Here is a 26,866-nt window from a genome sequence, read left to right as displayed (position 1 = left end):
CGCAATGGTCAACGTTAACCGCCTCCCCATGAGCGACCATTGGCGCAGCAGTGTAAGCCTCGATAAAGCCTTAGATTGGGCCGTAAGCGGTGGCGACGACTACGAACTGTGCTTTACCGTACCGCGTGATAAAATTAGCACCCTAGAAGACTGGGTCCGACAGGGGCGCCTACAAGCAACAGCGATTGGTAAAATCACGGCAAGCACCGGCATTTTTATGGTCAACAACGGCAAAACCTTAGAATTTGATGTAGAGGGATACAAGCACTTTGACTAACACAACCGCCGAAAACACCTTTCGCATCGACGCCAAGGGCCGACCACAACCGACCTTTCGTCAGCTGCTCAGTAACCCTATCGCCCTACTGGCCTTTGGTTTCGGTAGCGGCTTAATGCCCAAAGTGCCCGGCACAGCCGGAACACTGGCCTCACTGCCAATCTTTTACTTCCTCGCCGATTTACCCCTCTATACTTACATAGGTGTAATACTCATTACCTTCGTTATTGGCATATACCTGTGCGAGCAGGCGTCCAAGTGGTTGGGTGTACACGACCACGGCGGTATTGTGTGGGATGAATTTGTCGGCATGTGGATAACCATGATTGCCGCCCCCGCAGGTTGGCCGTGGCTGATTGTTGGTTTTGTGCTGTTTCGCTTTTTTGACATGCTAAAACCATGGCCCATTAGCCTTGCCGATAAACACATACATGGCGGCTTCGGGATTATGGTTGATGATGTTTTAGCAGGGCTAGCCGCTTGGTGCTGCCTACAAGCACTGGCCTACTGGCTGGTTTAACGCTGCTGGCGGCAAACCTTATTCGCTGAACTTACCGCTGCGAGGGCTCCGTGCGCCGTTTTTGCATTTACCTCAGCTTTTACATCAGCACTGCACTCGCTACTTTGCTTGTAAGCCAAAGCATTGCCGATGCACCGCGCGTGCTTGTTAAAGGCTTGTTTGCAGGCAGTGCCGTACTCGAAGTTAACGGCAAAGCACATATATTAAAAGAAGGCGCCAGCACGCCCGAAGGCATCACACTATTACGCGCCACCAGCAAATTTGCTCAAATAGAACAAAATGGCGAGATCAAAAAACTGGGCCTCAACCGCCAAGTTGGCGGCACCTATACACAATCAGAGCCCTCAAGCGTTAATCTTACCCGCCAACCCGATGGTCACTTTATTTCCTCGGGGCGCATTAACAACCGCTGGGTCGAATTTATGGTCGACACCGGCGCCACCAGCGTGACCCTTAATTCCTATACCGCCGACCACCTCGGTATCAGCTATATCGAAGCACCCACGTTAGAAGTTGGTACTGCACAAGGCAAGACACAGGCTTATCAAGTTATACTAGCCTCCGTGGCCGTTGGCGATGTACTACTCACCAACGTGAGCGCCTTTATTATAGAGGGGCGTTTTCCACAGACTATATTGCTAGGTAATACGTTCTTAAGCCGAGTGAACATGCGCACCGAAAACAGCGCCATGACTCTGCAAGCGAAATACTAGCCGTTGTTATTACTTTTATTTTTAAGGCCACCGAGTGACCATTACCTACGTCGACACCTGCAAACTGCCTACGCCTTACGGCATTTTTAATATGCACGGCTTTGCCGACAGCGTTAACGATAAAGAGCACGTTGTACTCACCATGGGCGATGTCACCACCGACGCCCCCGTACTCGCGCGCATACACTCCGAGTGCTTAACCGGCGACTCCCTGTTTAGCTTGCGCTGCGACTGCGGCGCACAACTGCAGGCGGGCATGCATAAAATTGCCACCGAAGGGCGCGGTGTTATTTTTTACTTACGCCAAGAAGGCCGCGGCATTGGCTTGCTCAATAAAGTGAAAGCCTACCACCTACAAGACCAAGGCCTGGACACCGTAGAAGCCAACGAAAAACTCGGCTTTGGCGCCGACATGCGCGACTACAGTATTTTAAAACCCATGGTCGAACATCTAGGGATTCAATCTGTAAAGTTGATGACCAACAATCCCCGTAAAATAGCCGCCATGAAAGAACTCGGGCTACACGTTACCGAACGCCTAGAACACGAAACCGGCCGCAACCCACACAACGCACATTATTTGGCAACGAAAAAAGGCAAACTGGGGCATTTGTTGGATGGGGAGTAAAAAGATACGTGATCACCATATTGATGATGATCTACTTTTAGCGCGGCAAGGGGACGCCTAGGCTTTGATGGCTCAACCGCCGCTATTAGGACTCGACTTAATCTCAACATCCTCTACCACTAAAGTTTTACGCACAGGGAGCTGAGAAAAAATACGCTTTGACTGCCCCGTACCCGTAACCTGCATAAGCACCCGCCCCTCTTTTGCCCAAACAAAATGCGGCGTATCTTTAGGCTCGGTGAAGACACTGCCTTCAGGTAATTTTTTGAGTTTAGATTCATCATACTCATCACCGTAACCCACATAGAGAGACCCCTGCAAAACAGTAATCACCCGCTGATCGGTATGGTAATGCGGTGCGCTTTTATGCCCACCCGGGAAAGCCACACGGTAAACATACATATCACCCGTATGCTCATCGCCCGTAATAGGCGCGTATTGAACGCCGCCCTCTAGGCCCCGCCAATTTAATTCTTTAGGCTCTAGCCGAACCGAAGAAAAGTCACGCCCAAATGCCAGTGGCACAATAAAAGCAACGCCGACTAAAGCTAATATCCGTTTAATAATGCACTCCTTATTTCCAAAATCACTTCATATTGAACGCAACGCACAGCCCAAGCTGATTATGACAAATTGCGGTAGCCGGTAAGCATAAAGCCTGGCTTACATCCGAGCAAGCCAGGCCTTCTTTACATTCTTCATTCTCGGTCAATATTTGGATACGGCCGGCCGATAGTGCTCGCCAAAGTGCTTTATAACGCCTTTCCAGTTTTGACTCTAATGTATGCATATTCAAACGGGATCCCCTAAGGGATGGTAAAAATATATTACCCTCTAATACTTTCCTACTCTTCATTACTCAATGCGTTACATGTTCAACACGCACCCTTTAATCGCCTCGCAACGCCCCACTCCCCCCCCCTAAGCCAACTTCCCACATTTCTGATTCGCCGGTACAGCGACATCCATCATTTTAGGATTCGCCAACTTGAGGTTATTCATAATCACTGCGTATTCTTCAGCACTATTAACCTGCAAGCGCGGATTGTTGCGTCTCTCCTCCCCTACGGTACTTACCGTCCAACCGCGATAATCATGCCCCGGGTACACAACCGCATCATCACCATAGACAAGTAGCTTGTTAAAAATACTGTGGTATTGCTGCAGGGCATCACCTTGCTGAAAATCAGTACGGCCGGAGCCGCGAATCAATAAAGTATCGCCCGTAAATAAACGTATTTCCCCGTTATGCTTAAGCATAAAGCTGTAAGAATCGTCGGTGTGGCCTGGGGTATGAATCGCCGTTAATGCTAAATTCCCCACAGGGATTATTTCGCCATCGGTGAATGTTTGGCTAACACACTCACTTTTAGACTGCTCACCCAGCAAGGTTAGGCACTGCGTTTTCTCCCGCAACGCACCCATGGCCGAAATATGATCGGCATGGGTATGGGTATCGAGCACGGCCGTTAAATTGAGATCCAGCTCTTTAAGTAGCCGTAAATAATCGTCAACTTTTTCGACGACGGGGTCGATGAATACGGCCTCCGATTCATCGGCAATAAGATAAGTATAGGTATAGCTCGCTTGATCGAATAATTGGCGAAACAACATGCAAAACACCCCTGTAAAATAGTATTTAAAGAATAGCCCGAACAACCGTGACGATAGAAATAAAAATTAAAGTGATGGCGAATATTTTTTGCAACATAGGGCCTGCAATAAAGCGACTTAACCACTGGCTTAGCAGCATTCCCACTAGGCTAGCCAACAAAACGTGAAGTAATGAAACCTGCGTAGGTAAGCCCTTAAGCATTAAGTGGCTTAAAAAGCCTGAACTACTGATTAAAGTAATGGCCAATAAAGAGCTGGCCACCGCGCGCGCCATGGATATTTGACTAAGAAACAGCAAAACCGGAATAATTAAAAAGCCACCACCCACCCCAAGTAAGCCCGAAATAAAGCCAATAACCAGCCCTCCAACAATTAAGCCCGTAACGCACCTAGGCCTTAACTGAAATTGCCCGGTTGTACTTAGTCGACAAAGTAACGGGGCGCTATCGTATTGCGAATAGCCCGCGCGCAATACATGTGTTTGCGCTGGCTTTAACGTGGCTTGGCGCCACATTCTTAACGCAATAAAAAAAGCGAGCGCACTAAAGGCCATTAACAGATAAAGGTCTTCAACCATTAGGGCAACATATTTACCCAGCGGAGCCGTTAACATTCCGCCCAATGCCAACGAAAGTGCTGGCAGCCACAACACATTTTTACGCTGCAAAATAACACCGTAAGCCGCACTAGCCGCTACAGCACCCAATGCTACGCCCATCGCATCGGTGGCGCTTACCCCCAGAAATAGAATAAGCATGGGCACCGCAAGCACAGACCCGCCGGCACCCGTTAACCCCAGCACCGCGCCAATAAATAATCCAATGAGAAGCGCCATTTATTATCAACCCCTTAACTACGAGCTTTATTCCACGGCATGTGCGCTAAACACATAGCCATGCCGCACGTATCCGTAATCCCAGCAAACATTAAACCAGCCCCAACAAAGGCTGAAACGCCATAAAAATAGGCATTTACAAATGTCCCTAAAACAACCCCTGCGACCACTAAAGCCCCGGCCGCAATGCGTACTTGCCGCTCTAAGCTGATTGTTTTTCCGCCACCCGACTTAACCGGCAATCCGCTCGCTTTAAGGGCATTTAACCCGCCCTCAATAATCACCAATGGGCGATGAGTTTTACCTTGTAATTTATCGACAGCAATTTGCGCGCGCTTGCCACTTTGGCAGAGTAGATAAACAGGGTCGTCGCTATGGCCTTTTTCATTGAGTAGCGCATTAAAATTTTCGGCATTGAGCTCCTGCACGGGTAAACATAAGCAGTTATCTAAGTACTCGCCGTTAACCTCTGCAGCTGTACGCAAATCGACGATGGTTGCATTGTGGGCAACTTTAACGAACGCTTCGGCTGATGTTTTTGTATGTGTCATAACCACCTCGTTTATGGGCAATAAATGTTTTTAAGTGTAGAAATAATTTGCAATACTTTGTCATCCGCCAGCTGGTAAAAAACCGTTTGCGATGCTTTGCGAGTAACAACGACTTTAGCCGTGCGCAATCGCGCCAAGTGTTGCGATAAAGCCGATTGGCTTAACGGTAAACGCTCGTTAATCTCCATAACCGATAGCTCTCCGGCCACTAAACTGCAGCAGATCATTAAGCGATGAGTATTGGCCAACTCCTTCAAAAGCGCAGCCGCCTCGCCGGCATGGATAGCGAGCTGTTCAAGTGATACGGTTTGATCCGCCATAAGAATTCCCCTCTAAGACAACATCAGTATTATCCAGCACCGATGAATTAGCAACACCTAAATTAGCACTACCTAATATTAAAAACGTATAATTAGGCGCTTCAACACCTCCTTATTAATCTATCCGCAGTATCATGCTCCACTAGGGTTCGATTTTGTCAGCTCATACGTTATAGAGGAACATGACATAACCTGCCAAATCAAAACGGCTGAAGTCACCACTGGCCCACACAAGCAAAGCGTACTGCATGGAAATATCAAACCACAACCTAAGCCAGCTATACCTCACTCACAAAGAAGAGTTACTTCGCCATGTGAGCGTGAAGTTTGCCCTGGAGCGCGTGCAAGCCGAGGATATTGTGCAGCAGACCTTTGCCAAGTACACAACCACCGCGCGCGCGCAAACAATAACCAACCCCAGAGCCTACCTTTATAAAATGGCCAGTAATCAAGCGCTAGACCTATTGCGCCGGCAACAACACAATGCGCACCCGTGTAGCCATACCGACGCTGGCGAAGGCGATGCATTCAATGACGAGCAGCTTCACGACCCGGCACGCATTCATGCTGCCCGACAAGCACTGAACACTATGCAGAAAGCCATGCAAGCAATGCCCGAAAAACGCAGGCATTTTTTGCAGCTCAGTCGATTCGAGCATATTAGCAATGTTGATATCGCTAAAGAGGCTGGCATTTCTGAGGCTGCCGTACGCAAGCATATTTCACGAGCTCTGCTCGATATTAAACATGCCATGGATAATCAACCATTGGAGGAGTATTAAATGGATGAGTTATCGCAACACAGAGAAAATATTAATGAGCAAGCTAGCGATTGGTTTTCACTTATTTATCTGGGCAGCCCCTCTAAAACAGAAATACTTGCCTTCGAAAAATGGTGTTTAGCTAAGCCATCACATCGTAAAGCCTATCAAGAGCTCATTACGTTATGGCACAATTTGCCTGAAAACGAGGCGAGTCTTTCGCCAGTAGCGTTGCCGAATAACCCAAACCTAGAAACACCAAAAAGGAATCACTTTTTTTCCCGTAGAATGGCGCTTTCTATGGCTGCATCTGTAGCAGCATGCGGTGGCATATTTGCAATGACGAGCCTACAGGCTCCGCATAATCAGGCGATTCACTATCAAACAGCCATAGCCGAAACCAGCCGCATAACACTACCCGACGGAAGCCATGTTGAGCTCAGCGGAAAAACGCATATAGAATATGAGTTTGATCGTAAACGTCGCTTGGTTAGACTCTATTCAGGCCAAGCTTATTTTGATGTCAATACAATCGTTGATGAATACAATCAGAAGGTTCCCTTCGAAGTCACATCTGGTCCACTCAATATTAAAGTCGTTGGAACAGCCTTTGACGTAAAAAAACAAGGCGACAAAACAACAGTGACTGTTGCAGAAGGTATCGTAAAAGCCCAAACATCCTCGGCTAAAAGTACAAGAATTATAGCCGGCCAAAGCGTTTCCGCCGTTTCAACATTTCCCACAGAACAATTCACAATTGAAGAAGTAGAGCTAAAAAATATTGCTAGCTGGCGCCAAGGACGTCTAGTGTATGTGGATGCAACATTGGACGAAGTAATGAGTGATGCGCGGCGATTTCATAATGGGGCCATTATTCTAGGTGATCGTTCTTTGGCCAAACTGCGAGTGACCGCCACATTTAGATCGGATCAAATTAATGAAATGGTGACAATGCTAGAGCAACTGCTTCCAATCAATGTTTATTTAGAGCCCAGTGGTCGAATTGTTATTTTGGCAAAACACGTAAGAGAAACTTAAGAAAAAACACCGTGAAAAAAACAATAAAAAATATACGCTTTTACTTAATATTAACGCTTACATCATCGATTAGCTTTGACTCTATAGCCAAAGAAAATACGCTGTATTTTAACATCCCAAAGCAGCCGCTTGACCAAGCTTTAATTGCGTTCTCTATACGTACGAATACCATAATAGTTGCATTACCTGCGGCCATAAAAAAAATTGAATCCAACAGTATTATTGGTGAATTTAGCGTAAGCGATGCTTTACTAATACTAATGAGTAACAGCACGCTTACAGCAATACCTCAAGAAAATGGCGGTTATGTAATACACGCAGAAAACACCGTCACAGAAACGCCGAAAATCCATAAAACAGTGACAACGCCCCCAGTAAACGATATTGAAGAAGTCTTTGTGTATGGGTTTCCTTTAGCGCCAAAACCAACAACGCCTACCAAAGTTAGCACCACATTTGATAACCAGATTCTAGAACAATATCACTTAAATTCACTCAACAATATTGCCGCACTTGTACCTAACTTTACACCCATTTCCAATGGTGAAGGAATTGCCAACCTGAGTATTCGCGGTATAAAAAGTTTTGGCACCATAGAAGAAACCACCGCACCTGTAACGCTACATTACAATGGTGCCTATCTTTCGCCAGGCGAGACAGATACACTTTTTTTGTTTGATCTTGAAAAAATTGAAATTCAACCAACCCCCAACATTTCAGGTAAGGGGCGCAGCTCTGTCGCTGGAAACATTGATATTAGTTCAAGAAAAGCACAATACAGTATACCTTCTACCTCACTGCAGTATGGTGCAGGCACTTACAATGCACGCTCCGCACAGTTCATAAGTAATGTACCCTATGGCGATTCATTCGCTTTGCGTCTATCGGGCGCCTATGAATCGCACGATGGATATACGAAAAAAATCTCACAATATACGTTAGCGCCGGATAACGGCATGACGACGATACAAACCTCCAACAACGAAGATCAAGATAACATGAAGCGACACGCTTTACGTTTATCAGCCCTCCTAAACCCAACGAATACGACGACGATATCCGCATTTTACGAAAGGCATGAAAATACGAGTGACCCCATTACGTTCCTAGACCCCTTTTATGTTGAAAACTATGAACGTGCGGTCGTTATCGATTCCAATGTGGACAACAACAGCTCGTTAACATTAGGCGGCATTACTTTTCAGCACAATAATCCCAAAACAGCATTTTCATACAGCTATAATCAATCTCGGTTTTTCAGCCATTCAACGCTCGATGTGGACTTCGGACGGCGCGACTCTTTTCAAGAGCACCGAATAGAAAAATACGAGTCGCTTAAAAATAGCCACAATATAGAATTCTACTCGACATCAGACTCGGCAAAGAATTTTTGGTTAGTGGGCGTTCGCGGAGAAACCACACGCCACCTAAGCATTAGCAGTAATGACTCCTACCAGAAATTACCCAATCAAGCGGCGAATACCACAAGCTTTGTGCTAATTAATTCATACAAAGATAGCGAAATACTTGATGCCTACACACTACTAGGCCGCAACATTTCAAATTCTACGCAATTATTCGCAGAGCTACGCTCGACCACCAATACTATTAGCGCTTCGCCAGGAAGAATTGGCTTCTGCAGCGAAAATCTGCACAGCCCCAAAAAAAATAGTTTATCCATAAATAATCCAGATTACACATCAGCTCTTTACAATGTCAACGTGGATGATGAAATTATAAATACTGAAGGCAGCCCATGTAGCGCATTTACCTTTGATGGCATCCAAGTAAAAAGTAAACCTATTAGTTATAGAATCGGTATAGAAAAGAAACTCTCACCAACGCTCAGCAGTAACATTAGCTACAGCAAAGGCGCCCGACCAGAAAGCGATCACCAAATCAGTAAAACCTGGCAAAGTAGTAAAAATATTGAAGCGAGTCTAGCCGGAAAATTACTCGACAAAAAGCTTACATTCCAACTAACTGCTTTTAATAATACTCATGAGAATATGCTTGTCCCGTGGGGGGAGAACGATGAAATTTCAGCGGTTACCCGTGGACTGGAATGGCAAAGCAACCTTATGATTTCCACTAGCAGCCAATTTAATTTTTCGACAGCATACCTTTATACTAGAATGGGGGCCCTCGAACGTATTGACCCTGTATTTCCTGACAACAACGATTGGAATGCCCCCAGTCACGATCCCGACAAGGCCGCAGCTGGGGTAAAACAACTATATGGCAACCAGCTGCCTTATGCGCCAACATTGAGTGCCGCTTTTCGCTATATCCATAGCTTTGAATATTTACAGCATCGTTTTGAAGCGACGACAGAAATCACCGCGCATGATGGTTATTTTTTAGATATTTATAACAGGGACGATGTCACTGTCTCTCAAGCCGAACACGCGGACATAACCATCACGTCGTTATCTCGACAGGAAGGGCAAATAAACTTAAACATGAATATAGAATGGAGACCGAAGCGTGGACCACTCTATATTATGCTTTCTGCAAGTAACATCACCGACAACAAGAGTCGAACCTATGTACGTGAAAATTATTTCGGCCCTAATGGGTTTTCATCCAGCTACGCACCACCACGCACTATTATTATTTATGCAAACTTAGAATTTTAATTAAATAAATAAGTTCGAAATAGATATCCTATTCGTCTTAGCGCCATAGATACACGTTAAACACATTAACTTTAACAACTATGGCAAAAACGTCTTATGATATTTAAGCAAGCATTAGTATGTCTACTCGCCACACCTATTTTACTCATTAGCGGCTGCGGTAGCTCAAACTCAAAAACACCCACACAAACTACAATAAATACACCCTCATCAGAAAATCCATCAAGCACTTCAGCCACGCCAGAACCGGAAGAACCTCAAGACTTTATTAGCACACGGTATGAAGCAGAATTCGCGAATTTACTCGGTAGCTCCTCCTACGCTGTAGATAAAATGGCTTCCGCTTCAAAAATCGCCATTATTGAAGTGGGCCCCAATAATGGATTAGAGATTAATAGCGCACCAGCATCAGAATCGTTAAAAATATCTTACACTAGTGACAGTAGCGGCACGATCGCAGTTGCGATTAACGATATAGAAATAAAAGAAATAACCATTACTGAATCAACAATTCCAATGAGCTTAGAAACTAATCTATCTATTAGTCAGGATGATAAAGTTACCATTAACAACATGGGAATGGCGCCAATAAATATCGACTACGTGGAGCTTTCCCCTCAAGATATTGCGCTATCGCATTGGCAAAAAAATGAATACTTGGGGAGCATAGGGCAGCCCCGGGCCGACCATATAATTATATCGCCTAATGGTGACATTGTATCCTCGGGTGGATTCCCTAATCTTAATCAAACTGGGGTAACACCAACAACAATTGATATCGATAATTCAGAGGGTATTGTTGGCTTTGCGTATAACGCAACGGGAGATCTTTACATTGCTGATTTTGTTGGAAATAAAATTCTTAAACATAGCAACACGGAAGGTACAAGCGTCTTAATTAGTGATATTGCTAACCCCACAGGATTAGCGATAAATAGCAATGGTGACATTTACATTTCTCAATTTAATGATGGTTCAAACGTATCTATCATTAAATATTCTGAAAATTCTGGCACACAAGAAATAATCACACGAAAATCACAGACTAATGGCGTAATCGGCCTTGTGGTTGATGAGTACGACAACCTGTACGCGGGTAGCTGGTATACAGGCATTATCTACAAAGTTGATAGCCAAGGCACGCTTAGTACCGTTGGAACAATTCCTAACAGCACCAACAACGGTATTAATCAAATTACATATGCATCGGATTACGTCTATGTCACAGCGGGTTCACCAAGAAAGCTCTACCGCGCCAATATAATCGATAATAGTGTCGAAGAACTAACGCCCTCGCGACTTGATATACCTAGTGATTTTCTAGATAACCTAGGCGGCGCTATCACGATTACAGCTGATTCAAAAAAGCTATATCTTGGCACGAATGAAGGGGAGCTAATTTCCCTTAGCCCCAACGACGAAAAATATTCCTATGTTTCAACCCTGAAAAATGTTGGGCGCACCGTTGATGGTATGCGTGTGACGCCCGACGGCGACATACTTCTAGGCGGAGACACATTAAGTCGCCTATCGATCTCTGGTGAAGAAACAGCAGAATCATTAGGCGGGTATAGCGGCCTTGGAATGGACTTTGATTCTGATGGTAATCTATTCATCACCAATTGGGGTGACCGCGCTATTTACAAAAAAAGTACCGACGGAACTGTAGAGAGATGGGTATCTAACGCCAATTACCCCAATAGCGTAACAATTACGGACGATGGCTATTACGTCGCAATGTGTGGATCCAATTTCACCGGCAACAATGTTGTTAAATATGACAAAGACGGCCTTCAACTCGAGAATATTGTTATAAACGAAGCAAACAATTCTTGTATAGCGGGAATAACTCACGATTCAAATGGCGCCGTTTATGTCTCCAATTGGAGAAGAGGTACTATCACTAAGATAGTGAATGATGAAGCCAGTACATTAGCCACAATAACCAACGACACTGGTGCGACAACGAACACTAACCATATCGTATTTCATGATGGTTTTATTTATGCTCCAAGCTCTAACTTCAACCAAATATTTAAAGTGGATAGCTCTGGAAATATTGAAAATTTCGCCGGTACACAAAGTAACATAAGCATAGACGGAAAACTGGATAATGCTGATTTCACCAGCATTATGAATATTGCGGTGAGTAATAGTGGCGATGCCATTTACACAGCGGAATCTAACGGCGATGTAAAGGTGATTAGTTCATACAAGCTGCCTTCACAATAAAAAATATAACTACTCGACATAGATAATCTCCTGAAAAATTATTCTACTGGACTATTCGGGAAACCACTCAGTTGCCAAGTAAATCTGAGTGGCGTCCAGAAAACAATACGCCAGCTAGGCTAGCCTTACCTAGGCTCCAGATTAACAGTTACAAAAATTATAATAAAATCCACTAAACAGCCGAAATTACTAATAATTACTGAAAAATATGGAGACATAATTATGTTAAATATAAAATCAATTTTTACATTATGGTCAGCCTCAACAATAATTCTTATGGCTGGCTGTGGCAGCGATAAGAATTATACCGCGCCGCCCATTAACGATGCATCAGCGAGTTATCAAAATGGCATAACATCATCTTCTACTAATATTTCCAGTGAAGCAATGAGTACTGCCGATAACTCTGGGGTGGAAATAGAGGCAATGCCGCAATCGCTTGCTAACAAGGCTATGCATTTAACCATCACCGATGTAACATCGTTAGCGCAAACAGGAGAACACCCAACGGAAGGCACTTTTATTGTTCGCTTTGGCGATAATGGAACCCTCGTTAATGAGGGAATTTCTCCCTGGGGGGCAGCGTATGCTGCAACCTATAATTACACTGTCACAAGCGATAACACCGCTGAAAACAATACTATCCGGCTCGACGAAAGCAGCATTGCCATAAAAACTGAATATATATTCACTACCCCAAGCACAGGAACTTGGGTGCAAAACTACAATAATAACGAAATTATTTACGAAGGTACCTTTACGGTAAATACAGAAACGTACCCAGGCTTTGCTCCCAACGCACTTGTGGGGCTAAGTGCGGATATAGAGTTTTTAACCAGCGTATCGAATGAGCCCGCAGGTTCCTTCCCGACAGCAGGCATTGCCACCCACATTTATAATACCGCAACGACTTTTAATACTGACGGATCCCAAGTTAACACTCCAAATACAGTGGGCACCTACGCCGCAGAAAAACTTTCGCTCAATGTTATTCGTGATAGTGGTTTTAATACAACATTTAACGATGTTTATGAAATTGTTTACACCTTCGAAACATTAACGAGCGGAACCTTTACCGAAGACTGGGGTAATGGTCAAATTCTATGGACGGGTGTATTTAATGTACAGCCGATTGAATAATTCATAAACTTTCACCAACAAACAACGCATACGTAAAGCGCCCTCCATACTTATTTACGAGGGCGCTTTTCAACCACAATCTTGATTATCCTCTGCTAGCCAAGCACTTAGTACCAATCTCTCTCAAAAATGCCTAGATCGCACAACTATTGCAGACATTGACCACTAACAAGACATCCATAAAAATGATAAATTCCGGCCGTTTTGACATTGCGCCTGCAATATCAAAATACCCTGCGGAATATATTGATACCGCGTTACTGGAGTTTATCTACATGGGAGTCACTAAGACTATGAAATTGATTACACAATGCATGATCAGTGCATTTGCTACTATGGCCATCGCACTATCGGCTATTGCTGACAACTTTGAAGAAGGTTTTGTCGGTTTAGATAACGGGCAGTCTCTGCATTACATTGCACAAGGTAAGCAAGGCAAAAAGCCACTGATGTTATTTATTCACGGCGCACCGGAACGTGCCGAAATTTGGAAAGACTATATGGAAGCCTTTAGCGATGACTACTATACCGTCGCTTACACCTCGCGTGGTTATGCACCTTCAAGCATTCCTACCGAAGTAGAGGCTTATACGGTTACTAACTTAGCGGCTGATGCACTGGCTGTAGCCAACGCTTTTGGCTACGAAAAATTTACTGTTGTCGGGCACGATTGGGGCGGCGCTACTGCATGGCGCGCTGCGATTGCCTTCCCTAACAATGTTGAAAATTTAGTGGTTATTTCCAACCCTCACCCATTAATGTATGCGCGCGCTTACCATGAGTCTGCCGAGCAAAAAGCATTGATCGATGCCTATATCCCACTTGCACGTGAAGATATTGCCCCTTGGTCGCGCGAAGGTACTCTGGCGAATAATTTAGAGCATTTCAAACAAACCGTTTATACCGAAAAAGCAAAATCGTCACTCGATTGGACAACCGGTTTATTACTAGAAGAAACTTGGTTAGAGAACGATGGCGCCAGCATTGATGCCATTTATAACCACTACAAAGCACTGGACTGGCCATTAACCACGTTAGCAACTTGTAATCCGGCGCCCACTTTTTCTTTAACGGCGCATCAGCCTGCACTCGTATTTTACGGTGACAACGACCGCTTTGGCTCTGCCGATGCGTACACGCTACCGAATAACGACTGCACCCCCAATGCGAAGTATGTAAAAATTCGCAAAGGCGATCACTTTATTCACCACACTCACAAGCATCGTTTAATTCACAAAATGAAACGATTTCTTCGAAATAATTCATAAGTATATTGCTGCAATAAAAAAAGGCCTGTTATTAACAGGCCTTTTTTTATTGCGTAATTTCGAAGAGCGGTAAAGCTATAGCCTGCGCACTCGAAATGTTCGCCCCTTCAATTTTCCGTTGGCGATTTTACTCAGTGCATCTTTGGCCACTTTAGTATTCACGGCCACAAAAGCCCAGTTATCCATGATTTTAATCTTGCCGACCTGCTTGCCATCAATGCCATCCTTGCCGGTAAGCGCGCCCAAAATATCACCGGCCCGTACTTTGTCTTTTTTGCCGCCATCAATTTGCAATGTTGTCATCGCGGGCTTGTAAGTACCTGCAGCAAGTACTTTTTCGGGAGGTAACGGCTGCACATCGACCGTCATATTATGGGCTTCTTTTAAGCGCTCAATTTTGAAGTTTTCTTTGCGGCTAAACAGTGTGCTCGCTACACCTTTTTGCCCTGCCCGCCCGGTGCGGCCGATGCGATGCGTGTGTACATCAATATCACGTGAAATTTGATAATTAATTACGGCATCCAAAGCTTCAATATCCAACCCTCGGGCAGCGACATCCGTTGCCACTAGAATAGAGACACTTTTATTGGAAAAACGCACCAAAGCTTGATCGCGCTCGCGCTGCTCTAAATCACCATGCAAGGCGATTGCGCTAAAGCCCAAAGCATTCAAGCCGTCGGCTACGTCTTGCACTTCTCGCTTGGTATTGCAAAAAATAACCGCGCTGGTAGGGCGAGAATCGCACAGCAAACGCTGTATCGCATGCAAGCGCTGCTCTTCACCACTCCCCTCTAGATCATCTATTTTATAAAAATGTTGCGTAATCGTGTCGCTCGAATGCTGCGACTCTACAGTAACGCGTGTGGGCGTACGCATAACGCGCCGCGCAATACTCTCGATCTCTTTCGGGAAGGTGGCACTAAATAGCAGAGTTTGCCGCTGACGTGGCGCGAACCCCAAAATGGCATCCAAGGTTTCTTGAAAGCCCATATCCAACATGCGGTCGGCTTCATCGAGCACAACACTTTTAACATGATCTAAAACCAACGAGCCTTTACGCAGATGCTCTTCTATACGACCAGGCGTACCCACAATAATATGAGCACCATGCTCGAGAGAACCGATTTGCGGGCCGAAAGGCATACCACCGCAAATACACAGCACTTTGATATTGTGAATAGCACGCGCTAATTTGCGGATTTCGGCCGCCACCTGCTCAGCCAGCTCACGGGTGGGGCACAGAATTAAAGTCTGAATACGAAAACGCTTAACCTCTAAGTGCTGAAGAATACCCAGACCAAATGCTGCCGTTTTACCGGACCCCGTTTTACCCTCGCCAATCACATCCTCACCCGCCAATATGGCCGGTAAGCTTTGCGCTTGAATCGGCGTCATTTCGGTGTAGTTAAGGCTTTCTAAATTACTTAATAGTTCGGGTTTAAGCGCAAGGCTCGCAAAAGAAGACACAGCAGACATCTCTGAAAATAGAAGGTGGTCGATAACGGCTTAAGCAGCATCGAGGAAAGGCGATAAATTATACAGCACTGGCCACAAATTTATTGTGCTCTATCGCATTAGGGCAGTTATCGCTTTGCGCCATAAAGGTATTAAGCACTACCCCGCATGCCACATTCACGTTAACCGAAGCACCGTTACCATACTGCGGAATATGGACACAGTAATCGCTAAGCGCTAACACTGCCGCGGGAATGCCTTGGCCTTCATTCCCCAGAATGAAGGCGGTGTCTTCGTCAAATTGCATCTGGTTAATCGATTGTGACGACGGGCTAATTTCTACTGCCACAATCTGATACCCACTCGCTTTATAGTGCTGATGGGCACTAGGATAATCAAAGAAATGGCGAATACGGGTTGTACTGTGGGTGTTCTTATTACCGTAAGAGGAATATTTTTTACGGCCAACAACACAGACCTCAACCACACCTAAGGCATTGCACGTTCTAATGAGCTGGCCTAGGTTGGTATTCTTTTCAATATTTTGGAGAATAACTACGGCTTTCATACTGCGCCCAACGAATGATTAAGGGCGTGAAAGTATAACGTTTTGCCACAGACAACAACTGCGGCAAAAATCGACTAAAAACACTGTAAAGCCCGGCTAGTGCATTAGAGACGAGGAAACAATATTTCATCCACGACTATTTTCAGCTAAAAAAGTTAAAGCGTTCCGCTACGCTCAATGGGAAGGCATCATCTATCGCCGAACCAGTAATCCCAAGGTGATCACGCATGGCTTGGTGAATATGCTTGGGGTAAATAACACTGCCGCCATCACTTGCTTGCAAACTATTGGCATCAACTTTAAGCGCATGCTGCATGTCATCAGTACCCGCGACTAAGCGATTGCCCCAGCTCGCGTTTTTCTCCATAACAATGGCACTGCCCACCGACCAATGGTCTTTGCCTGCGCTGCTGTTGTACCAAGGCGTACGCGCAAAATCACTGGCGATGAGTACCGTTAAACGATCTGCAATGCCTTGCTCTTCAGCATAATCCCATAGGTAATCAATGCCCGCCGTGAGTTCGGCCAGCTTTGGCATTTGATCGCGGTCGTGATCAGCGTGCGTATCAAAGCCACCCAATACGACATCGGCACTACAGGCCACACCTGATTTAAACGCTAACGCAGTAATTTGCATCTGCTGCATTAAACGATTGCTTTGTAGTTGATCGTCCGGCGGAATAACGGCTGCAAAATCCTCAAGGCCGCTCGCATTTTGTCGCGCGCTGTAATAAGCATCCATGGCGTACTGCGTACGCGGAAGGTTATTCGGGTTACTGCGCAAACGATCCAAGCGTGCCTGCTGATGCTCTTTTACCATGGCTAACATATCGGGATTCTGAAAGGTTTGCTCTCGATCCCACGGCAAAACGTTTGGCGTAAGAACGCTTAGTAACGCACGCACATCATTCAGGCGGGTATAGCGAATTAAACGTGCTGTTTCAGCATACCCCCCATAGTTCAAATAAGAGAGCGGAAGTTCTGGTGCATGAGTTGCGGCGAACAGCGCGGTTAGCGACGGGAAGCCTGCCGAGTTACGGCCGCTCCAGTTATGTAATACACCCGTTGAATGGGAGTTGGTCTGCGAGTCGATTCCGTTAATCACCATCATTTTTGCATAGTGTTTATCGAAAAATGCGGCATTGCCGCCCACTGGGGCGTAACGCAAGTTACCGGCGGTTTGAATCTCACCCGTTTGCGCCCAAGTGTTGATAATGCCTTCACCCGCGGGGTTGCTTTTGGGGTCGCAAAAACTGGCCACATCCCAGGCGCCCTCAGCTTGCACCGTGACAAACAAGCGGCCACTGTAATCTTCTGGTGCCGCAAACAATCGCCCAGTCGGCAAGCTGCCCAAAGCCACTGCTCCAGCAATTTTATGCATGCTGGCAAGTAAGTCTCTACGTTTAATAGCCATTAGTCCTTCCTCTTACTCGTGCAAATAGTGGTAATCGGTCATGAAATAAATGAGCATCGATATCCACGTGCCCTGCATATAACGTGTGTCGGCAAGTTCATTGGTCCAATCCTGCTGCCACCAATTAGGAATAGGTATATCGCAACCCTCCGTTTCCCAATCGTAAGCGCGTTCCGGCATATTGGCCTGCCGCCACTGCCAAGTATCGACCAGCAATTGGTAACTTGCGTCGATTTCTAGACTATCGGTGGCTAGCGCTTGACCTAAGAACAACTGATGCAAGCGCACCAACTGCGCTCGCAATGATTGCTCGCCAGAACTCTGGTTGTTGGGCGCTAACGCATCCACAGATATCATCATATTGACGGGGTAATTAGGCACATTGCGACGCCATGCAGAAACCGTCACGGAATACTCATCTTCCGCCGCAAAGGTTACCGGTAACGAAAGGCCGCCAGCCCACAAAATAGCGCCGTTATAGTCTGCTGTAGCATTATCATAAAAACGCCCCCCTGTTGGATTACCTTGATCATTAAGGCTAAAAGCGGCTCCATCCAAGGTACTTATCGCTTCACCGGCTACATCCAGAACAGCCACTCCGCTGCTATTGCGTATTTGCAAGCGCGTGATAATCAGGTTCGTACCTTCTTCCAAGTCGGCATCCCAGTGTGGGTTAGCAAAGCGTAGGCTTACGCGCTGCTCACCCGCCGGTATTCTGATATTCACCATATGCTCGCTGCTTTCGGCGTAAGCCGTTCCTGTTACCGCCTCTAGCGATGCGCCATGGCTCACCGGTGTTACGTAGCGATCGACCAACGAAAAGATCGAGGGCGCAGGCGAACGATTAAAATCTAACACCACTGCGCCGCAAGCTACAGACGCCGCTTGTGTAAGCGCTACATTCGACATCAAGGTATTAAGCTCGCGCGCCCGCGATGTAATACCTAAGGAATCCATACCGCCGTAATAAATTAGATAGCGATCCAATAATTGCGTGTAGCGACCATCCAACAACCAAGGCGCTTCAGATTCGCCCCACGCATAACCTAACAATGCCGAGGTTTTAGCTTCGAGCTCTTCTGGCGTAAGTAGCCGGCCAGTACCAACGCCGGCCAACATAACCTGCTGATCCTCAGTTAACGGCGCTGAACTTTGTTGCGCTCGAAACCAGGGGCTCATTAGCATTTCGACCAACACATCTTTCAGGTTGTAAGCAGCGCCCCCATTAATACCCACCCGAAAGTCGTCGGCCAAGGCTTGTATAAAGGTGTTTTGGGCATCGAAAGCTGCTAGCTGCTCTGCATAGTGAATGTCCTCTAGCGCTTCTGGTGCTGCGATTAAGCCCTCGGCCATCAACGCTGGCCACCAGAATTTAATCGCCGCCTCAGCGAAGCGCTCATCACTAACCATTTGTTGTGCGAGCCATTGCAAGCTATTAGCTTGGCTTTCTGCTGGCGCTGCCAACACGCCAAAGCCCGGCGCCCTTACATCGCGATACCAGGTGTCTCCTCGCTCATACAAGTCGCTATCTTTATAGACTCTAGGCAGCGCATCCAAACCACCCCAGCTACTGAGGTATACACCCTCATCACCATAGTTTTGAAACGCCGCGGCAACAGGGTCCATTGCAATATGGCACACGGTGCAGTTTGCGTTATTCATCGTAGGATTATTGGTATCGGCAAGGGCCGCCGGGTCGTGCGCGCGCGCGGCAGACTTTTCTATATCGACACCCAGAAAGTGGTAATACGCCCAACGAGCACGAGCGCGATTGCGGTTCGTATCCGTTGTTGGGTAGCGATTTAAAAATGCCGGTTCATTCAGTATGCCGGCATGCGGGTACTCCACAAAAGCACCATGACTATCAATAACAGAGCCAACTCCCTCGACAAACTCTGACGAGAATTCCCCGTTGTGTAGGACCTGCCCCCTGTTTTGAACCACTTTAAAAACCGAGAAATCGCTATCGCCAAACAAGGTTTGCCAGTCGGCGTTATACACTTGCGCTAAAGCCGAATTTGCCAAGGTGTAATCCGCCGTTAGCACTTCGGTATAAGGCCTATCATTTTCAACAATGTAAGCAATTAACTCTAAGGGTGCGTGTGCTACACCATGGCGAAGCTGGCGGTAATAATCGCCATAAAAATCATCCCGCTCCCCTTGCTGATTGGCCGCTACAAACTTTGCAGCCAAGGTGGGGTAAAAACCGCCATTGGGTTCAAGTACATCAAGGTTTAAATCTTGATTGAAAGCATCCGTTAGCAAACGGTCATTCGCGCCGCGCACTAAAAACTGATGAAAGCCATCACCCGTCATTAAGTTGTGTAAAGCCGTTTTTAATTCAGTTTCTGTTTGCGCGCCGGCGAACTCTTCCGCGGTGGGAAGCCGCCCCACCAGTAGAAGTGCAGCGCGGCGTAACGTTTGCTCTGTTGAGCTATTCTCAACCCCCTCAAAAATACCGACCTTAGCGCTATTCTGGGTGTTACCCGTAAGCAATTGCAAAACTGACTCTAGCGCAATGAACTCAACAGTACTGGTGCCAAAAACAGCGCCACCTTGATGCAGCGCTCCACCTTGGGTTTTCGTTAATAATAATGTATCGCCATCCTCAACCGCAGCCAAAAAGTTTTGTACGACCGCGAAATTAGCTTCGGCCTGCGCCGCGCCCGCTGAAAACACTAAACGCGTATGACCCGAAGCCCCACCACTGACATGGCATAGCACGCAGCGCGATTGTACGACAGGAGCTTCCACTGAAGCTTCGTATTGAGCGAATACAGTGTCGACTACAGATGCACTCGATGACGATAGTGCGCTAGAAGATGAAACGATAGAAGAACTAGAAGAGAGCAATGCTGCAGACGAGCTCATAGCAAGGCTAGAGACCAGACTCGAAGAAGAGACAGCAGAAACCGTACTCGAGCTAATTGCCGAAGATGAAGATAAAGACGAAGAAACAACCCGCGGTGACGAAGACGTAGCAGGCGCTGGAGTATCATCACCGCTATTACCACCACAAGAAACTAATAGAGCCATCATTAATATCGAGGAAAGCAAAGTAACGGCATTACGGCGCGGATTTATTATTAATAAATTCATTATGGTCGCTATCACTATTAAACTTGAGAAATGGATTATAATTAAAATTAAAAACGTGCAGTCTCTTTGACGCTCAGTGTACGTTAAGGCGAGGCACGCGTCAGCAGTTCTGAAATACGCTATTCATATAAAGAATAAATTTTAAGAACAAATATGATTTAAAAATGCAAAAAAAATCCTCAACAGGCCCCTTAAGTTCGCTTTAAAAGTAAAAACCTTTTTTAAAGAAAAAATCGATATAACAGAGCCGCTTAATCATATTGACGATTGAGTGCAAATAATTGATAGTTTCTGACAGTTATTGTTTATAACGAAGTACGAATTAAATTTTTATTACAAAATGGCCAACAGGGGCGCCTTGCGATTTGAAAGAAACACAGCACAATATTTCCGATTGGCGAACGAGCATGATGTATGAGTTTATCTGGCTTCAAATTCGAAAAAAATGCTAACGGCCTAGAATGCTACGACACGCAGCCAGCAAAACACATAATGTTAGTAGACGACGAAGAATCTATTCTAAAGTCGGCTGAACGTTGTTTAGCTTATGACGACTACATGATCACTTGCTTTCAATCGCCCAAAGAAGCCTTAAAAAGTGCCCGCCACCAAGCGTATGATTTAATCATCACAGACCAGAGAATGCCCCACATGAGCGGCGTGGAGCTGCTTACCCAGATTAACGAGGTTCAACCTCAGAGTGTCGGCATTATTCTGAGCGGATTTAGCGATAGCTCGATGCTTCTAGAAGCGATAAACCAAGCGCATATTTATCAATTTGTCTGCAAACCCTGGATTAATGAAGATTTTCGTATACTCATCAAAAAAGCCCTAGCGCACGCAGAACAGCAAAGTGAAACACAAAGATTGGCAGACGAAGCGCGTGTAAGCAGCGGAAGCATGACTCGTCATCGTGCACAGCTCAGGGAACTAGAGTCAAAATATCCTGGCATTACTCGAGTGGACCGAGATGAAAATGGCGCCATAGTGTTGAACCCTAAACACTGAGTCACAACGCTTCCCGCCGCTAAACGCGCACGCAAGTCACCCCTCCATTTTCACTACTCGTCGCCACACTAGATTATCTCCTAAAAAACGTCTTATAATTCATTTAACATTACGATAAGGTGCCCGCCACATGACCATGGACACCTTTAACGTCGATACACTAACGATGAATAAGCCCTAACATTGCATTAGGTTTTGAGTTCAGGAGCTTTTAGAGTGGTATTTATAGCTTTGAACGGAGATTTTTTTGGATTGATACTAGTCACTCTAGGTGAGATCTAGAAAAATTGAGTACGACGCTAGAAATGCTGCTATAGAAGCAGCGAAGCGATTTTGGGCCAAAAATTAATGCAACGTTAGGGCAAATAAGGACCAGACTAGGGATTAATTTATGAGTGATATAAAGCCTCAGTGCCCCAACTGCCAACAAAGAGTTTTACAAAGTTTGTCCACACGCTGCATGTATTGTGGAGCAGAACTCCCCAAAAACCTGCACGCCACGGATGCACAAAAGCAGGCGATCCTATCCCGACACGAAGAAAACAACCGTGTTCACGATCTTGCCATGGAAGCCAAAGCCAGCAAAGACACTAAAAAGAAAAAACAGAAGCCATTCATCCAGCCCCCATTAAACTAGATACGTAACTACCAATATAACCGGCCTAAATATCACACACGCGGTTGCGCCCATTCGTCTTTGCAGAATAAAGCGCTTCATCAGCACGAATAAAAGCACTATTCAACGAATCAGTTTTACCAAATGAGGTCAGCCCAATACTCACTGTAATGGAAACAGCTTTTCCTGAATTAAAAGCATGACCAGCCACCAGCGCTCGTAATTTTTCGGCTAATGACTTAGCCTGCTCTAACTCATAGTTCGTCACTAACAAAACAAACTCTTCACCACCCCATCGTGCAAAAATATCACTTTTCCGAATATTCGTTGAAAAAAGGTTGGCAACTTCCCATAATATTTTATCGCCTACGACATGCCCAAACTTATCATTAACTTGCTTAAAGTGATCAATGTCGACAATTAATAAGCAGCCCTTAAGTGCCCCCTTCCCAAACAAGCTTTTTAAGGTTTGCATAAAGCCATAGCGATTATAGACTTCGGTTAAACTGTCAATATGTGAAAGCTCACGGTATTTTTCAGATTTTTCACGCAGCTCCTCTGCATAACTGGTTAGATCTTTAACCTGCCGAAGATTCTCTCTTGCAACCTTTCTCCAGCGATACATTCGCCACGTGGTTTCTGTAAACAGTACGCTTAGCCAAGCTAGAATAATACCCAAGTATAAAGCTTCTGCTTTGATCCAAACCCCGATCAACTCTACCGACTCCAGCTCTAATGTGTTCTCCCCCATCACCTGAGGGAATGGGAAATCGACCCCAAATGAGGTGATGTGATCGAATTGTGGTTTCGCATTATTTCTATCCACTTTAAATTCGTCCCGCCACCAATCCGCCACCTGAAATTCAGACAACGATACTTCTGTCGTATAGGACTCGACAAAATCACCAAAGTCATTCGTGGGAATATTGACATGCATAAATTTATGCGTGTCTCGATTTTCTTTAACCCCATGTAAACCATCAAAGTTACGCATATAAATACGCAGCGTATTGCCCGGCCCCTTGTAGCGAAGCTTAACGCGCAAACTAGAAAAGCCGCGCGCATTAACAGACTCCCTCTCGGTATCATTCAAGTGCACGGATAGCCCGCAAACCGGGTGCGCAGGGCTACGCTTAAGACTGCAGAGCCAGCGCGTATTTTTTTCATCTAACCACTTCGCTTCAGACTCGCCATTCCACTCACCATCGCTGTAAATAGTCATCGCATTATTACTAGCTGGGTGAATAACAATGTGTTTAGGCGGCAGGACGTAATGCAGTACCATTGCTGCAACAGTTAGAGCAATCGCGGTAACGCGAATACGTGATGGAGATACCAAAGCCATACTCCAAACCTCCAACATAAGGGGCGTGCATTAAATAACTTCCCGTTTTTGAATTCCTGGCTGCACGCTTGCCTTCGTTAAAAATATTTGCAATAGCCGGCTATTACGCCATATTTTCGCCTCGTCAAGCAAGCACCCCAAAACCCAAATTCCAGTAACTTATTCAGTGCTCGCCCCTAAGGGACAAGGAAACAATTTTTCATCCGCGAATGCTTGATTGCGACCCACTTACCTTCGCTGCCCAAAGCATTACAAACCTCGGTAAGAAAGCCGTCCCAATGCGTTATTCTATTAACCTACGCCCCTGCAGGCCTCTTCGCTCAATGGCGAAAACCGAGAACACCCTCGATTAATGTGTAGATTAAACCTTTAAGGTAGTCTTAACTAACCAAGACTGCCACCCATAGGAGATAAAAATACAAATAAGGGTGTTATTGACAGCGAATATTTACACGCTAAAAACGCTAAAAACGCAAAAAAGGAGGCATTAAGCCTCCTTTTAAGTACCACTATCTATAATGTTGCTGACCAAAGATCTTTATTTAATGACACCAAAGAGTCATTAAAATGGTAACCAGCCAATCATTCATCTTTTTATCAAATGAACTCAATCACGGCAAATGCTAACTCTTGTGCATTTGCATCGTTCATGCAAGCACCCAAAGCAAGCCCCCACCCAGCAAGAAACAGCAATTTACCAGAGCTAACCAAAATTCCGCGACTAAACATAAAGCACCTCATTAATCAGTGCATTCATGCTAACTAAAAGGAAAGTCTAAAAAGTTGCTGCGCATCAAATTCTAGACAACCCCAAAAAACCACACTCAAAGCTGTGATAGAAAACACAAACAAAACGTGAAACACCTCTGCTATTTATTCAATGCGACTATAAGCAACTGACTATTGAGGCAGTAATACGCTGACGCAAGTGCCCCGACCGAGCACAGAGCGAATGCTTAAGGTGTAGCCCGCCTTCTCGGCCAAGGTCTTTACAATGAATAGACCAAGGCCAAAACCTTGCAATGAGTGTGGGTTTCCTTGCGCAAAGGGCTGCTTAAAGCTCTCTACTTGAGACTGACTCATACCGCGACCAGTGTCCCACACCTGCAACAAAATAGCCTTAGGCCTAGATCTTACGCTCAACAAAATGCCACCATCATCAGTATAGCGCGCAGAGTTCACCAACAAGTTATCAATAATGCGTTGTAGCAATACCGGCATGCACTCGAATTCAGCGACCCCTAGATGAACACGAAAATCTAGCCCTTTTTGCTGAAACAGATCTCCTTGGCGCTTTTGAATCTGCACAAATATTTGCCTTGCAGCCACTTGCTGGCGCGCAAGCTCGTAATCATCCTTACCGTGCTGAGTCATACTTTTTAGCAACTCTTCCGTGTAATTGAGTGTTTTGACAATATGCTCCTTGGCACCCGTATTTTTCTGATCATCAACAAGTGCTAACGCAAATCGAATGGCTGCCAAAGGTTGGTTTAAATCGTGTGTTGCAGATGCCAAGCTAAGAGCCTCCACTTGACGATCAGCCAGCATCATTGCCCGCTCTTTTTCCGCCAAGGCTAGCGTTTCAGCATCTTTAACTCGCTGCTCAAGCTGATCATGCAGTGCTTTACGCAACTGGCTGGCCTGCATTAATAGCGCGGTGGAGAATAAACCTAAATCGAATATTTGCCCTGCACTTAAAAAACTAAAAAGATAATAGCTGTACCCGAGGTGGACACCAAGGCACTCCAGTGCAAGCAAATAACTTAAACTGCAATGTAATACGGAACCCGCCAAGAAAAGGTTAGCCGACGTCAGTCGTTTGCGCCGAGCCCATACAGCAATAATTATTGGTATCGGTAACCCCAAAAGTGCGAGCGCCGCCAACAACCAAAAAACATCCAGTACAATATTCGCCAGCGCCAGTAAAAATGCTAATGCGGCTAGAGCAATAGTCATTCGATACAGAAGCTTGAATTCTTCACGTAAGTTAAACAAATGCGCGCTAAATAAGTAATAAAAACCATAAGTCACGCCGGTAATCAAGGGCGTGAACAGCTGGTTAAAAGCCCCTGAATCAGGCCATAGGTAGGAAAAATTGTAACCAAAAACCTGGCCAACTAATAAAATGAGTCCCGCGATATAACAACAATAATAAATAAGTGATGGACTGAATGTCGAACACGCCTGAGCAAGAAATAGAATAAAAAATACGAATAGTGCACCAAAAACGATCCCCCTCACTAATGTAAAAAAGGACATTTTTCCCTGCAAGTCCTCGGCACTCACAACACGCAACGCTAAGGGATAGTTAGCCAGACTTTGATGCTCAATGAGCAGTTTTCTTGTGCTATTTGCAGGTATCTCAATAGGAATAAATAATAGAGGGTATAAGAGCGCGCGGGCACTAAAGGGGTCACTCGCCAAAGAAGTGAAATGCTCATTGATGCCATCGTCATCAACCCAGTAAGCTCGAATCATAGGCGTACTAGGAAGCCCTGTTGCCAAAAAGTAATTCGCCACAGAATCTGTAGAGTTGTTAAGCAACAGCGTATACCAATGCTTCTTAGCAAAGAACGTGAACTTATCACTGCCTATAGCCTTAAATTGTCCGCTTTCAAACGCGCTATGCGGGTCAACGCCATCAGGGTCTGGCCAATAATTAACTTGCTCTGCGGCGGGAAGACTAAAGCCATCAGCTATTAGGTTAACTTCATTTTCAGGCCATACATGGCCGAGTGAAGCCAATGGACACAAACAACAGACTATTAGCAAGCAGCAATGTTGTAATAGCGATCTCATACGAGCCATAAATAACCGTTGCCTGA

At 45.6% G+C, this 26,866-nt stretch carries 25 protein-coding genes and 1 pseudogene; 13 read left to right on the top strand and 13 right to left on the bottom strand.

Going from position 1 to position 26,866, the window contains the following annotated elements:
• The 4 genes and pseudogenes from AC3A8L_RS02385 to ribA form a co-directional block, all read left to right on the top strand.
• Positions 1–277 (top strand): annotated as a pseudogene (locus AC3A8L_RS02385) (thiamine-phosphate kinase); the annotation flags it as partial.
• Complete coding sequence (locus tag AC3A8L_RS02380; protein WP_487960621.1) at positions 270–797, top strand: phosphatidylglycerophosphatase A family protein; 528 nt, start codon at positions 270–272, stop codon at positions 795–797. The pseudogene AC3A8L_RS02385 and the gene AC3A8L_RS02380, both read left to right, overlap by 8 nt.
• Before the next feature lie 50 nt (positions 798–847).
• A complete protein-coding gene (locus AC3A8L_RS02375; protein WP_487960620.1) occupies positions 848–1,510 on the top strand; it encodes a retropepsin-like aspartic protease family protein in 663 nt (220 codons plus the stop codon).
• 34 nt (positions 1,511–1,544) lie between these two features.
• Entirely contained in the window at positions 1,545–2,138 is a 594-nt protein-coding gene (ribA, locus tag AC3A8L_RS02370) for a GTP cyclohydrolase II (protein WP_487960619.1), read from the top strand.
• Between the two features lie 72 nt (positions 2,139–2,210).
• Here the strand turns inward: ribA and AC3A8L_RS02365 are convergent, their stop codons facing one another.
• From AC3A8L_RS02365 to AC3A8L_RS02340, 6 genes are all read right to left on the bottom strand, one after another.
• The gene (locus AC3A8L_RS02365) at positions 2,211–2,663 is read right to left on the bottom strand and encodes a cupin domain-containing protein (RefSeq protein WP_487960618.1); all 453 of its coding nucleotides are present in this window, start codon (positions 2,661–2,663) and stop codon (positions 2,211–2,213) included.
• Positions 2,664–2,724: 61 nt separating this feature from the next.
• Positions 2,725–2,934, bottom strand: a complete 210-nt coding sequence (locus AC3A8L_RS02360; protein WP_487960617.1) for a hypothetical protein — start codon at positions 2,932–2,934, stop codon at positions 2,725–2,727.
• A gap of 125 nt (positions 2,935–3,059) precedes the next feature.
• Positions 3,060–3,752 (bottom strand): MBL fold metallo-hydrolase, encoded by a 693-nt coding sequence (locus AC3A8L_RS02355; RefSeq protein WP_487960616.1) that lies wholly within the window; start codon positions 3,750–3,752, stop codon positions 3,060–3,062.
• 25 nt (positions 3,753–3,777) lie between these two features.
• Positions 3,778–4,587: a sulfite exporter TauE/SafE family protein gene (locus tag AC3A8L_RS02350; RefSeq protein ID WP_487960615.1), complete on the bottom strand. Its 810-nt coding sequence runs from the start codon at positions 4,585–4,587 to the stop codon at positions 3,778–3,780.
• A 14-nt stretch (positions 4,588–4,601) separates the two neighbouring features.
• Positions 4,602–5,138: a rhodanese-like domain-containing protein gene (locus AC3A8L_RS02345; RefSeq protein ID WP_487960614.1), complete on the bottom strand. Its 537-nt coding sequence runs from the start codon at positions 5,136–5,138 to the stop codon at positions 4,602–4,604.
• 11 nt (positions 5,139–5,149) lie between these two features.
• A complete protein-coding gene (locus AC3A8L_RS02340; protein WP_487960613.1) occupies positions 5,150–5,458 on the bottom strand; it encodes an ArsR/SmtB family transcription factor in 309 nt (102 codons plus the stop codon).
• Positions 5,459–5,706: 248 nt separating this feature from the next.
• On the opposite strand from AC3A8L_RS02340, the gene AC3A8L_RS02335 reads away from it, so the two are divergent.
• The 6 genes from AC3A8L_RS02335 to AC3A8L_RS02310 all read left to right on the top strand — a co-directional run bounded on the left by AC3A8L_RS02335 (position 5,707) and on the right by AC3A8L_RS02310 (position 14,536).
• Positions 5,707–6,240, top strand: a complete 534-nt coding sequence (locus AC3A8L_RS02335; protein ID WP_487960612.1) for an RNA polymerase sigma factor — start codon at positions 5,707–5,709, stop codon at positions 6,238–6,240.
• Positions 6,241–7,257 (top strand): FecR family protein, encoded by a 1,017-nt coding sequence (locus AC3A8L_RS02330; protein WP_487960611.1) that lies wholly within the window; start codon positions 6,241–6,243, stop codon positions 7,255–7,257. It begins immediately after the preceding gene.
• Positions 7,258–7,268: 11 nt separating this feature from the next.
• Positions 7,269–9,896: a TonB-dependent receptor plug domain-containing protein gene (locus AC3A8L_RS02325; RefSeq protein WP_487960610.1), complete on the top strand. Its 2,628-nt coding sequence runs from the start codon at positions 7,269–7,271 to the stop codon at positions 9,894–9,896.
• Positions 9,897–9,992: 96 nt separating this feature from the next.
• A complete protein-coding gene (locus AC3A8L_RS02320; protein WP_487960609.1) occupies positions 9,993–12,128 on the top strand; it encodes a hypothetical protein in 2,136 nt (711 codons plus the stop codon).
• A 222-nt stretch (positions 12,129–12,350) separates the two neighbouring features.
• Positions 12,351–13,268 carry a hypothetical protein gene (locus tag AC3A8L_RS02315; protein WP_487960608.1) on the top strand — a complete coding sequence of 306 codons (918 nt, stop codon included), beginning with the start codon at positions 12,351–12,353 and terminating at the stop codon, positions 13,266–13,268.
• Between the two features lie 185 nt (positions 13,269–13,453).
• Positions 13,454–14,536, top strand: coding sequence for an alpha/beta fold hydrolase (locus AC3A8L_RS02310; protein ID WP_487960607.1), 1,083 nt, complete (start codon positions 13,454–13,456; stop codon positions 14,534–14,536).
• Between the two features lie 75 nt (positions 14,537–14,611).
• Here AC3A8L_RS02310 and dbpA read toward each other — a convergent pair whose 3' ends face one another.
• The 4 genes from dbpA to AC3A8L_RS02290 all read right to left on the bottom strand — a co-directional run bounded on the left by dbpA (position 14,612) and on the right by AC3A8L_RS02290 (position 20,727).
• Positions 14,612–16,012 carry an ATP-dependent RNA helicase DbpA gene (dbpA, locus tag AC3A8L_RS02305; RefSeq protein ID WP_487960606.1) on the bottom strand — a complete coding sequence of 467 codons (1,401 nt, stop codon included), beginning with the start codon at positions 16,010–16,012 and terminating at the stop codon, positions 14,612–14,614.
• Positions 16,013–16,070: 58 nt separating this feature from the next.
• Positions 16,071–16,559: a TrmH family RNA methyltransferase gene (locus tag AC3A8L_RS02300; protein WP_487960605.1), complete on the bottom strand. Its 489-nt coding sequence runs from the start codon at positions 16,557–16,559 to the stop codon at positions 16,071–16,073.
• A gap of 142 nt (positions 16,560–16,701) precedes the next feature.
• Positions 16,702–17,973, bottom strand: coding sequence for a DUF1501 domain-containing protein (locus AC3A8L_RS02295; protein WP_487960604.1), 1,272 nt, complete (start codon positions 17,971–17,973; stop codon positions 16,702–16,704).
• A 12-nt stretch (positions 17,974–17,985) separates the two neighbouring features.
• The gene (locus AC3A8L_RS02290) at positions 17,986–20,727 is read right to left on the bottom strand and encodes a hypothetical protein (protein WP_487960603.1); all 2,742 of its coding nucleotides are present in this window, start codon (positions 20,725–20,727) and stop codon (positions 17,986–17,988) included.
• 25 nt (positions 20,728–20,752) lie between these two features.
• Between AC3A8L_RS02290 and AC3A8L_RS02285 the strand changes: the two genes are divergently transcribed.
• The 3 genes from AC3A8L_RS02285 (at position 20,753) to AC3A8L_RS02275 (ending at position 22,717) form a co-directional block, all read left to right on the top strand.
• Positions 20,753–21,142, top strand: a complete 390-nt coding sequence (locus AC3A8L_RS02285; protein ID WP_487960602.1) for a hypothetical protein — start codon at positions 20,753–20,755, stop codon at positions 21,140–21,142.
• A gap of 344 nt (positions 21,143–21,486) precedes the next feature.
• Positions 21,487–22,080 (top strand): response regulator, encoded by a 594-nt coding sequence (locus AC3A8L_RS02280; protein ID WP_487960601.1) that lies wholly within the window; start codon positions 21,487–21,489, stop codon positions 22,078–22,080.
• Between the two features lie 391 nt (positions 22,081–22,471).
• A complete protein-coding gene (locus AC3A8L_RS02275; RefSeq protein ID WP_487960600.1) occupies positions 22,472–22,717 on the top strand; it encodes a hypothetical protein in 246 nt (81 codons plus the stop codon).
• A gap of 25 nt (positions 22,718–22,742) precedes the next feature.
• On the opposite strand, the gene AC3A8L_RS02270 is transcribed toward AC3A8L_RS02275, so the two are convergent.
• The 3 genes from AC3A8L_RS02270 to AC3A8L_RS02260 all read right to left on the bottom strand — a co-directional run bounded on the left by AC3A8L_RS02270 (position 22,743) and on the right by AC3A8L_RS02260 (position 26,849).
• Positions 22,743–24,041 carry a GGDEF domain-containing protein gene (locus tag AC3A8L_RS02270; RefSeq protein WP_487960599.1) on the bottom strand — a complete coding sequence of 433 codons (1,299 nt, stop codon included), beginning with the start codon at positions 24,039–24,041 and terminating at the stop codon, positions 22,743–22,745.
• 597 nt (positions 24,042–24,638) lie between these two features.
• Positions 24,639–24,770 (bottom strand): hypothetical protein, encoded by a 132-nt coding sequence (locus AC3A8L_RS02265; RefSeq protein ID WP_487960598.1) that lies wholly within the window; start codon positions 24,768–24,770, stop codon positions 24,639–24,641.
• A 171-nt stretch (positions 24,771–24,941) separates the two neighbouring features.
• The gene (locus AC3A8L_RS02260; protein WP_487960597.1) at positions 24,942–26,849 is read right to left on the bottom strand and encodes a sensor histidine kinase; all 1,908 of its coding nucleotides are present in this window, start codon (positions 26,847–26,849) and stop codon (positions 24,942–24,944) included.
• Positions 26,850–26,866: the final 17 nt, after the last annotated feature.

Source organism: Marinagarivorans sp., from assembly GCF_982758155.1.
The sequence above is the reverse complement of the archived record's forward strand: the minus strand, read 5'-3'. Positions and strand labels throughout refer to the sequence as shown.